The organism is Ruminococcus sp. B05 (genome assembly GCF_003628495.1).
Classification (GTDB): domain Bacteria; phylum Bacillota; class Clostridia; order Lachnospirales; family Lachnospiraceae; genus Schaedlerella; species Schaedlerella hominis.
The window spans coordinates 64,309-79,700 of record NZ_RBZR01000007.1; the positions used below are offsets into that span (position 1 = coordinate 64,309).

General features: G+C 39.5%; 12 protein-coding genes. 3 read left to right on the plus strand and 9 right to left on the minus strand.

Going from position 1 to position 15,392, the window contains the following annotated elements:
- Positions 1-15: 15 nt before the first annotated feature.
- Positions 16-2,547 (minus strand): glycyl radical protein, encoded by a 2,532-nt coding sequence (locus tag D8Q48_RS07175; RefSeq protein WP_117990402.1) that lies wholly within the window; start codon positions 2,545-2,547, stop codon positions 16-18.
- 331 nt (positions 2,548-2,878) lie between these two features.
- Between D8Q48_RS07175 and D8Q48_RS07180 the strand changes: the two genes are divergently transcribed.
- A complete protein-coding gene (locus tag D8Q48_RS07180; protein WP_117990403.1) occupies positions 2,879-3,610 on the plus strand; it encodes a phosphatase in 732 nt (243 codons plus the stop codon).
- Between the two features lie 806 nt (positions 3,611-4,416).
- On the opposite strand, the gene D8Q48_RS07190 is transcribed toward D8Q48_RS07180, so the two are convergent.
- The 5 genes from D8Q48_RS07190 to D8Q48_RS07210 form a co-directional block, all read right to left on the minus strand.
- The gene (locus D8Q48_RS07190; RefSeq protein WP_117990404.1) at positions 4,417-5,670 is read right to left on the minus strand and encodes an L-rhamnose isomerase; all 1,254 of its coding nucleotides are present in this window, start codon (positions 5,668-5,670) and stop codon (positions 4,417-4,419) included.
- Positions 5,671-5,768: 98 nt separating this feature from the next.
- On the minus strand, positions 5,769-7,169 hold the full coding sequence (gene rhaB, locus D8Q48_RS07195) for a rhamnulokinase (protein WP_117990405.1): 1,401 nt from the start codon (positions 7,167-7,169) through the stop codon (positions 5,769-5,771).
- 155 nt (positions 7,170-7,324) lie between these two features.
- Complete coding sequence (locus D8Q48_RS07200; RefSeq protein ID WP_117990406.1) at positions 7,325-8,284, minus strand: AraC family transcriptional regulator; 960 nt, start codon at positions 8,282-8,284, stop codon at positions 7,325-7,327.
- Entirely contained in the window at positions 8,269-9,060 is a 792-nt protein-coding gene (locus D8Q48_RS07205; protein ID WP_118688590.1) for an AAA family ATPase, read from the minus strand. The genes D8Q48_RS07200 and D8Q48_RS07205 overlap by 16 nt, the downstream gene beginning before the upstream one ends.
- A gap of 16 nt (positions 9,061-9,076) precedes the next feature.
- Complete coding sequence (locus tag D8Q48_RS07210) at positions 9,077-9,646, minus strand: HD domain-containing protein (protein ID WP_121056061.1); 570 nt, start codon at positions 9,644-9,646, stop codon at positions 9,077-9,079.
- Positions 9,647-9,843: 197 nt separating this feature from the next.
- Between D8Q48_RS07210 and fabG the strand changes: the two genes are divergently transcribed.
- Both fabG and pduB read left to right on the plus strand, forming a co-directional pair.
- Positions 9,844-10,575 carry a 3-oxoacyl-ACP reductase FabG gene (fabG, locus tag D8Q48_RS07215; RefSeq protein ID WP_121056063.1) on the plus strand — a complete coding sequence of 244 codons (732 nt, stop codon included), beginning with the start codon at positions 9,844-9,846 and terminating at the stop codon, positions 10,573-10,575.
- 209 nt (positions 10,576-10,784) lie between these two features.
- A complete protein-coding gene (gene pduB, locus D8Q48_RS07220) occupies positions 10,785-11,513 on the plus strand; it encodes a microcompartment protein PduB (protein ID WP_022075410.1) in 729 nt (242 codons plus the stop codon).
- Between the two features lie 150 nt (positions 11,514-11,663).
- On the opposite strand, the gene hflX is transcribed toward pduB, so the two are convergent.
- Genes hflX through D8Q48_RS07235 form a run of 3 tightly spaced genes read right to left on the minus strand, consistent with a single transcriptional unit; the run spans position 11,664 to position 15,387 of the window.
- Positions 11,664-12,899: a GTPase HflX gene (gene hflX, locus D8Q48_RS07225; protein WP_347562293.1), complete on the minus strand. Its 1,236-nt coding sequence runs from the start codon at positions 12,897-12,899 to the stop codon at positions 11,664-11,666.
- A gap of 9 nt (positions 12,900-12,908) precedes the next feature.
- Positions 12,909-13,505: a tetratricopeptide repeat protein gene (locus D8Q48_RS07230; protein WP_172696969.1), complete on the minus strand. Its 597-nt coding sequence runs from the start codon at positions 13,503-13,505 to the stop codon at positions 12,909-12,911.
- Positions 13,506-13,527: 22 nt separating this feature from the next.
- Entirely contained in the window at positions 13,528-15,387 is a 1,860-nt protein-coding gene (locus tag D8Q48_RS07235; protein ID WP_117990412.1) for a heavy metal translocating P-type ATPase, read from the minus strand.
- Positions 15,388-15,392: the final 5 nt, after the last annotated feature.

Here is a 15,392-nt window from a genome sequence, read left to right on the forward strand (position 1 = left end):
GCGAACTGTAATATTTTAAAATCCCTGCTCTGTTCTACGAATGATATCATCCTGCAAAGATTTTGATAACGTTGTGAACAATGCACTATAACCTGCAACACGAACAACTAAATGTTTATACTGTTCCGGATGTTTCTGTGCATCCAACAATGTTTCTCTGCTGACTACGTTAAACTGCATATGACTTCCTTTTTGATCAAAGTAAGAGCGAATCAATCCCACAAAATTCTCAAGTCCTCTTCTTCCGCTTAATGCAGATGGGTGGAACTTCTGATTAAATAATGTTCCGTTTGATGCAATTCCATGATCCAGTCTTGAAACCGAATTAGCTGCTGCTGTTGGTCCATTCACATCTTTACCTGCTGATGGAGAAACGCCATCTGCTACAGGCTGATATGCAAATCTTCCATCCGGTGTTGCTCCAGTCTGTGCTCCCAGAGGAACATTTGCAGATACTGGATAAAGACCTGCCTGGAACTGTCCACCTCTTGGATTGTAATATTTCAACATTGGCTTTGTATATGTATAAGCAACATCTCTTGCAAATGCATCTACTTCCGGATCGTCGTTACCAAATTTTGGAACCTCTTCGATCATCTTAAGGATGCGTTCTCCATTTGCCTTTGCTTCCGGAGATTCAACCGCTGCCACTACACTCTGCAAAATTGCTGCAATCTCTGTCGGTCCTACCTGCTGTCCAGCTGCTGCCATATCCTGTGCAACCTCTGATGTCATCGCTGCAATGTCTTCCTGATTCAAACCATGACCATAGTTTGTTGTCAAAGCTTCTTTCAGTTCTTTCATTGACAATTTTTTCTCGTCATATACAAGTGTTTTCACTACATATAATGAATCTGCCATATTTGCAATTCCAAATCCCTGTGGTCCTGTGAAATTGTAAACAGCTCCACCTTCCTGCACCGATTTACCACTCTTCATACAATCATCGATCATAGATGATAGGAATGGTAACGGACATCTCTCAGCATGTGCCATATCTATGGCATTATCAGCGTTAACCAACAATTTGATCATGTATTCCATCTGAACTTTATAAGCATGGTAGAACTTCTCAAATGTATCCATATCTTCCACATTACCTGTCTGTGGTCCAACCTGAACACCTTTGTCCTTACCATTGTGGAACACCAATTCCAATGGACGACACATATTAAAGAATGCTGCATCATGCCATCCGTCTGTCTTACCGGCTTTCTGTGGTTCTACACAGCCGATAATGTTATAGTCTCTTGCATCTTCCAGTGTTACACCTCTGCTCATCAATGAAGGAATGATCACTTCATCATTATAATAGGCCGGAAGTCCAATACCTGTTCTTGTCAGCTCTGCTGCTTTGATCATCAGATCATGAGGTGTTCCATTCCATACACGGATAGAAAGTGATGGTGCCGGAAGAAATACATGATGCGAAGCATCAATACACATAAATGACAAATCATTTGTCACATCGATTCCTTCTGAATTCTGTCCACCAACAATCATATTCTGGAACAAGCTATATCCTGCAAACCCCTCTGCTGAAGCACCGTCACGACATTTATTCAAGTCATTTAACTTAACAAAAATACAATCGATCAGTTCCTGTGCAAACTCTCTTGTAAGTTTGCCGCTATCGAGATCCTTCTTATAATAAGGATACATGTACTGATCAAATCGTCCCGGTGAAATAGAATGTCCACTCGATTCAATCTGAAGCAACTGCTGTACAAACCAAAATGACTGACATGCTTCATAAAAGCTTGTTGCACCTTTTTCTGGTACATTCACACAGTTCTGAGCAATCTGAAGTAATTCCAGTTTTCGTTTTTCATCTGTGCATTTCTGCGCCTCATCCAGTGCAAGTTGTGCATATCTTCTTGCGTAATTGATTGCTGCATTACAACTAATAATCATTGCCTGCAGAAGTCTTGACTTCTTCTGGTAATTACCATCTGCATAGCTGATTGATGCAAGTTCAGCTTCTGCCTTTTCTCTGATCCCTGCAAATCCAATATCTAACACTTCCCAGTATTTTACTGTAACGTGTCCTACACCATTATAGAAATAGTTTCCCGGTGTGAACATATTATGTTCCATTGCAGTCAATGTCTCAGGTTCCATATAAGCAGTTGCCAGTTCACTGGTTGTTTTTCCTTTCCAATAGGCATCTGCTTCTTTAATCTCCTGCTTTGTCTGCTCTGAAATGTAAAATGGATCTGCTGATCTGGTCTCTACTGTATCAAACTCTGCTTCCAGCCACTCGTATGAGAATTCTGGATATGTCTGACATCCTCTTGGTGCAAGTGTTGTGCTACCAACAATCAACTCAAGATCACGAATCACAATTGGAATATTTTCCAATATATGTTCAAATGCTTTCGCACGACGTATGATGATTGGTTCATTCTCTGTCTGCTTGTAAGATTCTGTAATCAACCTTGCTCTGGCTGACTCAATCTCCGGCATCTTCGCATAAAGATTCTCGACCAGTTTAGGAATTCTATCCGATTTCGGAATAGCCGTATTATCATAGGTATATAGTCCCATTTTTCGTTCTTCTCCTTTCCTCTGCTCAGTTATTGTTATTATACTTCACGAACGCCATTAAGTCAACGGAATCACAACAAATCCCAACACTTTTATTCGCATAAACAATTCTGAAAACAACACAATCTCACATTTTTATATTGGTTTTCGTTCTAAACGTCTCTTTTTTTCGCATTTTTATATTGACATCCGTCACAAAACAATCCATACTGGGTTTAAAGTATTTAATATAATTCTATTCTAATATATTTTTTAATAAATTGCATCTAATTTTTACTCAATAGCGAACTTATTTATACATTTTAAACAAAAGGAAAGTGAGGGATTTGTTGTGTTTTCTATTGAACTAGACATTCATACTCATACGATTGCCAGTGGTCACGCATCCACCGCAACTATTACTGATATGGTAAAGGCTGCTTCGGCTGCTCACTTAAAATTACTCGGAATATCAGACCATGGCCCGGCGACATTAGGAGGCGGAAAACCTTCTTATTTCCGTAGTCTCCCTATGGCAGCCCGTAAACGGCTTGGGATAAATATGCTTTATGGTATCGAGGCTAATATTACAGATTACAATGGAACTTTAGATTTGGAAGATTCTTTACTTGCAGGACTTGATTATGTCATTGCCAGTATTCATAAACCTGTCCTCAAACCTGGTACAGAGGCTGAAAATACAAAGGCTTATCTTCGTGCTATGGAGAATCCTTTTGTATCTATTCTCGGACACTGTGATGATGTCAAATATCCTGTTGATTATTTGGCAATTATAAAATCTGCAATGGAACATCAAGTCATATTAGAAATTAACAATAGTTCACTTAGCCCGGATGGGTATCGCGGAGATACAAAATTTAACGATTTGATGATTTTGAATTTGTGCAAACATTTTCATTATCCGGTGTTGTTGTCGAGTGACAGCCACGGTCCGGAACATCTGGGAGATTTTCGATATGCGTTAGAATTGGTGGAACAGGCGGAATTTCCGAAAGAGTTGGTATTGAATTATTCAACTAATGAATTGATGAGCTGGCTGGAGAAGAGGAAAGTTGCTATTTAGTTCATCAAGTTGGATAAGCGTCCCTGAGAGAAAATATTGGATATGAATTTCTGTTCAGACTCCGTCAGCGGAAAATACATAAAGGTCAGAATTATTACTAAAAACAGAGCTTAGAAACCAGCAACTCGGGCTATGCCCTCAAACAGCAAGTTTCTAAGCTCTAACGTAAAATTCTGGCCTTTTAGTATTTCCAATCGCTTCCTTTGTATTCGCAGAAATTCATATCCAATATTTTTTCTCAGTACGTTATCGCAAATCTGATGAATTAAAAAGCAGAGAGCTTTACTGGACAGTCTACATTGCATCTGCATCTTGCTTTTTCTAAAACTTGAGGATGCTTCCTTTGCAAATTTTGCATCTACATCACACGTTTTCGATAACGTGAGGATGTTCCTCATTGAAATTCTGCATCCTCAACTTGCCCTTTCTATAACTTGCGGATACTCCCCACCGAAATTTTGCATCTTCAATTCCCCCATATCCGTTATCTCAGATATCTCCCCCCATATCCTTTGAGTTCTATTTACTTCACAACTTGAGCCGATACATTACTTACAAAAAAATTGATATAAGAAATTCGAGCGAATATGGAGTGAGCGTTGGAGACACTTAGAGCGTAAATTTTTGTGTTAATGAATTTGAACGAACATGTTTGAAGCTGCGTAACAGCAAGTTTGAGTTCAAATTCATTTGCTTTTAGCAAAAATTTACGCTCTTATGTGTCTCCCGCTCATGGAATCTGAGCAAGAATTCTTATATCAATTTTTTGTAAGGAACGTATTGCCACCTAATGAACTAAATATCAACTACGCTCTCTTAGACAGAACCTCTTCTTCGTATTTAGCAACATCGTCAAACCATCCTTCTGCTGCCACACCGCATCTGCTGCAGTATTCTTCCCAAACATCTCCGATTGGAAGTGTCTTGCACTCTTCCATCATCACCATTTTCTTAGACATCTGATTTGTATCCTGAAGTTCTTTGAGCATTGCACTTGGTGTACACAGAGCATTCAATAACGCTTTCTGGAAACTTCTAAATCCTGTTACCCATGCAGAAATACGATTGATCGATGCATCAAAGTAATCCAATGCAATATATGTACGCTCAATTCCACCTTCGCAGCGAACGATTTCCTGTGCAATTTCTTTTGTTTCATCATCAAACAATACTACATGGTCTGAATCCCAACGAATCGGACGTGTTACATGCAGAGCGATTTCAGGGAAGAATGTTAAAAGTGCAGGAATCTTATCAGAAACAACCTCTGTTGGATGATAATGTCCATTATCCATAAGTGGCAGGCATTTATCTTTGTTCATTGCCGCATAGCTTAAAGAGAATTCTGCTGAACCTACTGTATATGCTTCCACACCAATTCCGAATACTTTTGACTCAACACATGGTTTTACAAGATTTGTGTCAAATGGCTCTGCGAGGATTGCATCGATAGATTCTTTATAACGTACACGTGGTCCCATACGGTCAGCTGGTACATCCTTAAATCCATCTCCTGTCCAGATATTCATAACACAAGGAATTCCTGTCTGCTCTGCAAAATACTGTGAAATACGGATGCAGGCTTTTCCATGTTCAATCCAGAATTTTCTTACTTCTTCGTCCGGGCTCGACAATGTCAATCCGTCTTTTACCATTGGATGTGAGAAAAATGTTGGATTAAAATCAAGTCCCATTCCTCTTTCTTTTGCAAAATCAACCCATTTCTGGAAATGTTTTGGCTCCAATTTGTCACGGTCTACAAACTCGCCATCTTCAAAAATTGCATAGCAGGCATGTACATTGATTTTTTTCTTTCCTGGCATTAAGCTCATTGCCTTATCCATATCTGCTAATAATTCTTCCGGAGTTCTTGCTTTTCCCGGATAATTTCCTGTTGTCTGAATTCCACCTGTCAGAGGGCCATCATGATCAAATCCTGTTACGTCGTCTCCCTGCCAGCAGTGAAGCGAAACAGGAATCTGCATACATTTTTCGATTGCTGCGTCTGTGTCTACACCTAATTTTGCATAAATTTCTTTTGCTGATTCATATCTTGTCATTTTTTTATCCTCCATTTTACTTTTATAATTTTGTTTTCGTAAATGTCTACATCTTTATTTTTATTATTTAGTTTCGTATATTTTTATGTCTGTATTATTTAGTTCTCGTAGATTTTTACATCAAATGACTCACCGATACATGTTCTTGCTTCCGGAAGACTCTTAAATGTTTTGTCATGAAGCATCTGAACAATAATATTTCCGATTGCTGTGGCTTCGGATGGTCCTGCTGAAACTTTTCTTCCTGTATATTTTGCTGTCAATTCATTTAAATATCCTGCATTTGCACCGCCACCGACAACATAGATTGTTGAGTAATGCTCGCCTGTCAACGCTTCGATTTCCTCAATTGTATCGCCATAACATTTTGCAAGACTGTTGTAAATAACAGCTGCGATTTCTCCTACTGTTTCAGGAACCTGCTGTTCTGTATCCTGACAGTATTTTTTCACCGCCTCGATCATGCTCTTTGGAGCAAGGAAACAATCGTCGTTACAATCTACAATAGATGAAATTGTTTCTTTTGAAGCTCTTTCGCAAATTTCTGCAAAGGAAAGGTCTTCTGTAAATTCTTTCTTTACAGACTGAATCATCCAAAGTCCCATGATATTTTTCAAGAAACGGAAACGATGATCATATCCACCTTCATTTGTAAAGTTTGATTGCATACTCTTCATAGAACAGTCTGCTTCTTTTCTTTCAATTCCCATCAGTGACCATGTTCCGGAGCTGATGTAAATTGCATTGTCATCGTTTGTCGGAACTGCAAGTACTGCAGAACCTGTATCATGCGTTGCAGGAAGGACAACGGTACAGTTAAAGCCAACCTCTTCCTGAATTGCTTCTGTAAATTCACCAACAACTGTTCCCGGCATCGATACTGGCTGGAACATTTCTTTGTTGTATCCAAGCATATCGATCAGCTCATAGTCCCACTCATTTGTCTTTGCATTCACAAGCTGTCCTGTTGTTGCGTTGGTATACTCGTTTTTCTTCTCTCCTGTAAGAAGGAAATGGAAATAATCCGGAATCATAAGGATTGATTTTGCCTGCTCCAGATATTCTGGGTGTGACTCTTTCACCGCCATCAACTGATATATTGTATTGAAAATCTGTTTCTGGATTCCTGTTCTCTCGTATAATGCTGAAAGTGAAATTGTCTCATACACTTTTGCATCCATTCCATTTGTTCGGTTATCGCGATATCCAACTGTCTCGCCAAGGATTTTATCATCCTTATCCAATAAAACGTAATCAACACCCCATGTGTCAATTCCCATATAAGATGGAATTTTGCCGATTTCTTTACATTTTTTCAATCCATTTTTTATCTCTGTAAACAGTCTCTCTACATCCCAACACAGTGTACCATTCTTGTTATCCATTCCGTTCGGGAAACGATACACTTCTTCCAGCTGTATTTTTCCATTGACCATGGATGCAAGCATGTGACGTCCGCTTGATGCCCCAATATCAATTGCTAAATAATACTTGCTCATTGTGTGCCTCCTTCTTGTATTTCCACTAATTTTCTTGTATGAGTACATTATAAATTGCAAAAAAGTACAAAAAAAGGTCTCCATTTGAAAACAAATGAGACCTTATTTGCACCACAAGTTCGAGCTGCATGGCTGAACGATAGCTGAACTTACCATCATTTCCCCGCCCGATACTCCTTTGGGCCCATACCATACCATTCTTTAAACTTTCTATAAAAATAACTTGTATTATCATATCCTACTGATTCAATAATATCTGCAACCGGCAATGTACTATTCGTAAGTAAATACGCCGCCTGACTCATACGTTTTGACTGCAGTAATTCTTTATAAGTCTTACCGGTCTGCTTTTTAATCGCCTTGCTCAGCCAATATACATCATAATTCATGATTTGGGCAAGTTCTGACAAGCTTCCGTTTTTGTAATGTTCCTCTATATAATTTAGAACTGTTCCGGTCAATTCATTATCAAATCCGGCATTTCCTGTTTCCATTTTGTCCATATGATTTAATAACTGAAGCAACATAAGTCCCATTGTAATCTGATTACAGCTTCGTTTGTTTCCTATATCATAAAAAATGGTCCAAACCATATTTTCCATCAGATTCTGAATCGGTAAAATATCTGCAACATGGAAATATAAATAAGATGTCTTCCCATCTTTTCCGCAGAGTGTTCCTACAAGAAATTCTTTAAGAATATTATCTTCTGCCCCCATCATAGAAAATGCCATGTTGAAAAATTCCGGCAAAATGATAAAATTCACGGCAATATCTTCTTTCCCTGCCGGCAGTATTTCCTGCTGGGCGTGTTGATTTAAAAACAGCAGATCTCCCTGCTCCAGCACAACTTTATTTCCATCAATATAATGTGTTGTACTGCCCTGACACATGTAAATCAATTCCACATAATTATGCCGATGCTTTGGAAAATTCACGAATCTTGTATGCGGCCTAACCTGGATCAGCTTTCCTTTTTGTAAAAGCTTCTCACTATCAATAACCAGCTCCTTTTTTCCTGTATAGAGCCCTCGATCTATTCCCTTCTGTTCATTCAAAATGCGCTGTTCTTCTTCTGTAATGACAGAAAGCGCATCGATCAGTTCTTTGTGCATCCTGCAATTTCCTCCGTCAGTGCCATATACTCTTTTGCACTGCGACTGCTTTTTTTGTAAGCCATGATTGGTCTATGATCATCCTGAGACCATTCTACAGTACTGTCTACTCGAATATATGTATCAAACACTCTGACATTTTCCAAATCCTGCAACACTTCTAACGTCTGTTTAAAATAGCTCTTTCTTGTATCTACTTTTGTGATCAGCACACCTCCGATTTGTAAATCCGGTGCAATTTGTTTGACCTCCTCTAAAAATTCGAACATATTACCTAATCCGAATAATCCCCAAGGTGTAGATTCTACCGGAATTATCACTTCGTCCGATGCACATAAAATATTCATCACCCAGCCGCCAAGTGTCGGTGGTGCATCAATTAAAATGTAGTCATATAATTCTTTCTCTACAATTTTAGAAATGCCTTTCTTTAAAATGTATTCTCTCTGCCATTTTGTAAAAAGTTCATACTCTATCGAACTCATCAGTGTTGAAGACGGGATTAAGTCCAGATTTTCAAAGTCCGACTTCACGATATAATCTGTCAAATCAGCTTGTTTTCGAATACCTTCATATAAGTTCTTATCACTCTGAGCAAATGCAAGTACTTTATCCTCGTCAAATAATGACAGCGAAAGATTCAACTGCATATCTCCATCAATCAGAAGGACTTTTTTCCCAAGCTGTGTCAGACCATATCCTACATTGGCACAAGTTGTTGACTTTCCGCTTCCCCCTTTATTATTTGCAAAACAGATTACTTTTGTTTTTCCCATAATCAAATCCTTCCTTCTATTGCTCTCTCCACGATTCATCAGCAGGTTCTTTCCCAAAAATCTTGTCAACCAACTGAGAATACTCCGCATACGTCTCCTGCCCTTCAAAACCTGGTCTTAAAACGTCTCGGATATTTTTATAATACCATCCCATAGCATTCTTATTTTTCATACGAAACCGCAGCCACAATTCTTCTCCGAATATCGGATAATCTCTGTCAATGTCCCTCAGATTAGATAATTTATCTGCCAGAGCAATCATCTGCAATTCTTCAGATGTATCTCTTAAATGTTTGATCGTAGCTGACTTTCTCTCTTCCCATGTTCTTGTCTTATCTTCGCTCTCGCCCGCTACCATCTTTGCAACTCTTTCACCAAATTGTATCCGAATTGTCTCTTCTGATACACCTTTACAATCTTCAATTGTATCGTGTAAGACAGCCGCACAGATTATTTCTTCATCTTCTGTCATCGTCATCACAATATCTTTCACTTCTAACGGGTGCACGATATAAGGTTTCTTTGTTCCTTTTCGAAATTGTCCTTCATGTGCTTTCGTTGCAAACAGAATCGCTTCATCCAGCATCTTTTTTCCTCCTCGAATATAGAACCGTTACTTTTCTTTGACTTCTATAGAAAATGATATCATAATTAATTTTGATACTCAACGAAAAAAGCAAATGATGTTTGCTTTTCTATATACAAATCCGTTATAATAAAGACAATATTCAAGTCGAACGTTGTTGTTTGTAGAATACAATAAACAATAGTGAGGTAAGCTTTATGCACAAAAAACATGTTTTGATAACCGGTGCATCCCGCGGAATTGGTGCTGCCTGCGCTTTCACTTTCGCAGCACATGGTTATCATGTATTTTTAAATTGCAATAAATCAATCGATGCACTTCAAAAGGTTGCTGATTCTATTACTCAGCAAGGTGGAATTTGCACCTTAGTTCCCGGTGATGTCGGCAATCCTGATACTGTACGAGCGATTTTTGAAAAGATTTCCACCATTGCTCCCGGATTGGATGTACTTATCAACAATGCCGGTATTTCTTATGTGGGATTGTTAACAGATATGAGCAACGATGAATGGACGCGTATTTTAAATACAAATCTTTCTTCTTCTTTTTATTGTTCCCGTGCTGCAATTCCTTACATGGTCCGGCAAAAAAGCGGAAAGATCATCAACATTTCCTCTATGTGGGGAAGAGTCGGTGCTTCCTGCGAAGCTGCCTATTCTGCCACAAAGGCTGGGATGAATGGGCTTACAATGGCCCTTGCAAAAGAACTGGCCCCAAGTAATATCCAGGTCAATGCTATCGCATGCGGAGTGATCGATACGGAAATGAATGCTGTATTTTCAGATGAAGAGCGTCAGGAGCTCGCCGAAGAGATTCCTGCCGGACGATTCGGAACCGCAGCTGAAGTCGGTCAGCTTGCATTTGCCCTTTCCGAAAACCATAGTTATTTAACCGGACAGATTATCGGACTGGACGGCGGATTTATTTAACAAGATTCAAGTCGAGCAGCCGCGAGACTTGGCGCGTGATTCTGGTCAGCGTAAGCTGACACATTCTTTACAGAATCACTGCGCATCCTCGCACAGCGTTTATCTCAGTCGGAGATTAGACTCCCATTGAGACAAATTTGCTGTTACTCAGCACCTGAAAGAGGTGGGAGTCTTCTCGACTGAGATAAATTTATGATTGGAGATACATTATGATTAACGTACATGAAATAGAAAAAATATCTATGAACTGTTCTATGACAGAATTTGTCGGAACAACTGTATTAGATACAATTGGATTGGTCATTCCCGGAGTTGATCCGATGCTTTTGAAACAAATGAATTTAAAAAAGCCATACCGAAGCTTAGGTCTTCTCAGCTCTCGTACCGGTGCTGCCGGACAGATTAACGCTGTCGACGAAGCAGTTAAATCTACAAATACTGAAATCGTATCCATTGAACTGCCACGCGACACAAAAGGCTGGGGCGGACATGGCAACTATATTATCATCGGTGGAGACAACGTTTCAGATGTCCGTCGTGCTGTAGAAATCGCACTCGAATACACTGAAAAATATGCCGGAGAACTTTATATCAGCGATGCCGGACATTTAGAATTTACCTTCTCTGCAAATGCAGACCAGGCTCTGAATCTTGCTTTTGATGCACCAATCGGAAAACCTTTTGGCTTTTTCTGCGGTTCTCCTGCTGCAATTGGAATGGTAATGGCTGATTTAGCTGTCAAATCTGCTTCTGTAGAGATTGTAAAATATATGACTCCAGATCGTGGAACCAGTCATTCCAATGAAGTGATTGTTGCTGTGACCGGTGATGCCAGTGCTGTAAAAAATGCAGTACTGACAGCCCGTGATATTGGTTTACAGCTTCTCGTCTCTATGGGCAGCTATCCAAAGAGTCCCGGAAAACCTTTCTTAGAATAGCCCATGCTTTTGTTACTCTGAATTAACTTTGCTATTACTCACCACCTGAAGAGGTGGGAGTCTTCTCGACTGAAATAAAACAAAAAGGATGACAATCTCCACTTTTTTGTAGTGTATATCGTCATCCTTTTTTAGTATTTTAACATCTGCTTATATTCTTCCATAAATCGACTTCGGTACATATGCCTTTACTGCAATTCCTTCCGCAACATATTCCTCTTCTAAAAGCTGCCCATGTTTTCGAATCAATTGGATTTTACCGGCTTCTGAAAAATCATACAATCGTTCCACATAAATCTGATCCTGCCGGATGATATCAAGCAATGCACCTTTCAGTTCATCCAGTCCCTGTCCAGTCTTTGCTGACACTGCAAATGTATAGTCTGCATGCAGATCGCGAAACATTTGTGGTGATTCCAATTTATCCTGCTTATTAAACAGTGTAATAACAGGCTTTCCTTCTACGCCTAACTGACGCAATGTATCATATACTACATACATCTGTGTATCCATCTGAGGGTTTGAAGCATCTACAACATGAATTATAATATCTGCATATTTTGCTTCTTCCAAAGTACTTTTAAATGCCTCTATCAAATGATGTGGCAGCTTTCGGATAAATCCAACCGTATCTGTCAGAAGTACTTGTTGTTTTCCTTCTAATTCCAATGCACGGGTTGTTGTGTCCAATGTCGAAAATAACATCGCATCCTCAAGAATACCAGCACCTGTCAGAGCATTTTCCAGGCTGCTTTTTCCTGCCGAAGTATATCCCACCAGAGCAGCCACCTTAAGGTTCGAGTCCTTACGCTGTGTCCGGATCAATTCACGGTGCTGTTCCACCTCACGCAGTTCTTTTTTTAATCTGCTGATTCTTTCACGAATCAGACGCCTGTCCATCTCCAGTTTTTTCTCCCCGGGACCTCTTGTACCGATTCCGCCTCCAAGTCTGGATAGTGAATTTCCAAGTCCGATCAGACGGGATGCTCTGTATTTTAACTGTGCAAGTTCTACCTGTATCTTACCTTCACTTGATACTGCTCTTGCCGCAAAAATGTCCAGGATCAATAGCGTACGATCAATTATTTTGCACCCCAACTCCTGTTCTAGATTTTTTAACTGCACAGATGTCAGTTCATCATCACAAACAATTCCTGTGGCGTCTGTTTCCCACAACAGTTCTTTGAGTTCTGTTATTTTTCCTTTTCCTATATAAGTTGCCGGATGAATATACTCCCTGCTTTGTATCATTCTTCCCACAACCTCAGCTCCTGCTGTTTTTGCCAGTTCTCCCAGCTCATCTAATGACTCTTCTGCCGGTTCGTTTTCATTTAACTGAACTCCGACCAAAATCACTTTTTCTTCGGCTTCTTTCAACTCATACATCGTCATAAACTATCTTGTCTCCAAAAATTCTACTTCTTTTTCTATATTCTCGTCATTCGGGTAGTCCGCAATATACTCATTTGCCGCATTCTTAGCCTCTTCCCAGTTTTCCTGTTTTTCATAACACACAATCTGATTATATCTCATCTCCTGTATCAGTTCTGAATAATCCACTTCTTTTTTTGATTTTGATGCATTTACCGCATCCTTTGACTGTGCATATGAAATTCCTTCATCAAAATATTTTAATGCAGATTCATAATCCTCCTGCTTCATTGCAGATACTCCCATAATATTGTAAAGCTCGGCAGTTCTCTGAACTCCGTCATCTAACGCTTTCTGCATACTTTCCAGAACTTTATCATATTCTTTTAATTCATAGTATGCCATTCCCAGTCCGCGATAAGTTTCCGCAGCATCCTCTTTCTTTCCTTTCGCCTCTGCTGTACTTGCAGCTTGTGTAAACTGAGTAACCGCTTCTTTATAATCTTCCTCTTCCATTGCTTTTATTCCTGCTTTTCCTGCATTTGAACACCCTGTAAGTAAACAAGACATTGTCAAAATCACCAATCCACAGTTTCGAATAAATTGCATTTGATTCTTCATTTTCATTCTCCATTTTTCATCTTTATTCCGGATATTTCAATATCCAAAATGAATTTAAAATATTTAATAACATTACACCGACATCTGCAATGATGGCATTCTCCATAGATACATAACCAAATAGTGCCAGCACCAGCAAATATACTTTCATGCCGATTGCAAAAATCATATTCTGCTTCACTGCCCGAATTGTTCCTTTGGAAATTCGAATAGCATTTACAATTTTAATCGGCTCATCTTCCATCAAAATAATATCTGCAGCTTCAAGGGCTGCATCTGCTCCTAGTCCTCCCATGGCAATTCCAATATCAGCACGCGCAAGAACCGGCGCATCATTGATTCCATCCCCGACAAACGCAAGTTTTTCCTCTTCAATCCGGCTTTCCATAAAATCTTCTAACTGTTCTACTTTATCCTCCGGCATTAAATTTGCAAAAACAGAGTGGATTCCTACTTTTTTGGCGACATCTTCTGCCACTCTGTCATTGTCACCTGTCAGCATAACGGACTCTATCTGATGTCTGTCAAGCCATCGTATCATCTTTTTCACACCTGGTCGAATAATGTCCGAGATTAAAATATATCCGGCATATTCTCCATCTACCGCTATATGAACCGCTGTTCCGATATCTGATACCGGCTGATAATAAAATCCTTGTTTGTTCATATATTTTGCATTTCCGGCAAAGATAACTTGTCCGTCTACAATTGATTCCACTCCAAAGCCAGAGTATTCCCTCGTATGTGAAACTCTTGCTGTATCAATTGTTTTTCCATAGGCCTCTCTTAATGACTGTGCAATTGGATGATTTGAATGAACCTCCCCATATGCGGCAAGCTCCAGTAACTTCTGTTCAGACATTCCTCGCGGACAAATCTCTTTAACAGTAAATACACCCTCCGTCAAAGTTCCTGTCTTATCAAACACAAATGTTTCTGTCTGCGATAAGGCTTCCAGATAATTACTTCCTTTGATCAATACACCTTGTCTGGATGCTGCTCCGATTCCACCTAAAAATGCAAGTGGAACCGATACTAACAGACCACATGGACATGCAGCTACCAGAAAAATCAATCCTCGATAAATCCAAACATGTCCATCCTGCCCTGCAAACATCATTGGCGGAAGTATCATGACTAAAATTCCCATCAGTATTACGATTGGTGTATAGTATCTCGTAAATCGATCGGCAAGCTTTTCTGTTTCTGCTTTTTTATTATTTGCCGCATCAACCAAAGTCATAATCTTCGCTGCCGTGGATTCCTCATAAACTTTCGAAACTCTTGCCTCGATCATTCCGCTTAGATTGATGCTTCCGCTAAAAAGTTTGCTTCCTATCTTCACTTCTCTTGGTTCTGCCTCGCCAGTCAACGCTTTTGTATCTATCATACTTGCGCCCTGTGTAACTGTTGCATCCACCGGAATCCTCTCTCCTGGTTTAACCACGATTACATTCCCCGGTATCAATTCGACAGGCGATACCGTTCTTGTTCCACCTGCAATCTTTAAGTTTGCATGCGACGGCCGGATATCCATAAATTTGGCAATTGATTTTTTCGTTCTTTGCAAAGAAATAGCCTCTACCAGATTTCCCACCTGATAAAATAGTACGGCCGCAACAGCCTCACGATATCGCCCAACAAACATTGCTCCTATTGTTGCAACCAGCATCAACAGATTTTCATCAAAAAGCTTCTTATGTTTTATATTATAAAAGGTCTGCCACAATATCTTTACTGAAAGTACAATATATGCAAAAATATACAACAACAATTCCACTTTGCTACTTGCATTCCATTGCTTTACCGCAAAAAGTGCATTCAAGTAAAGAACCAGGCCTGCTCCTATTTCAATCAGCTTACTTTTTACTTCTTTTGTCATTCTTA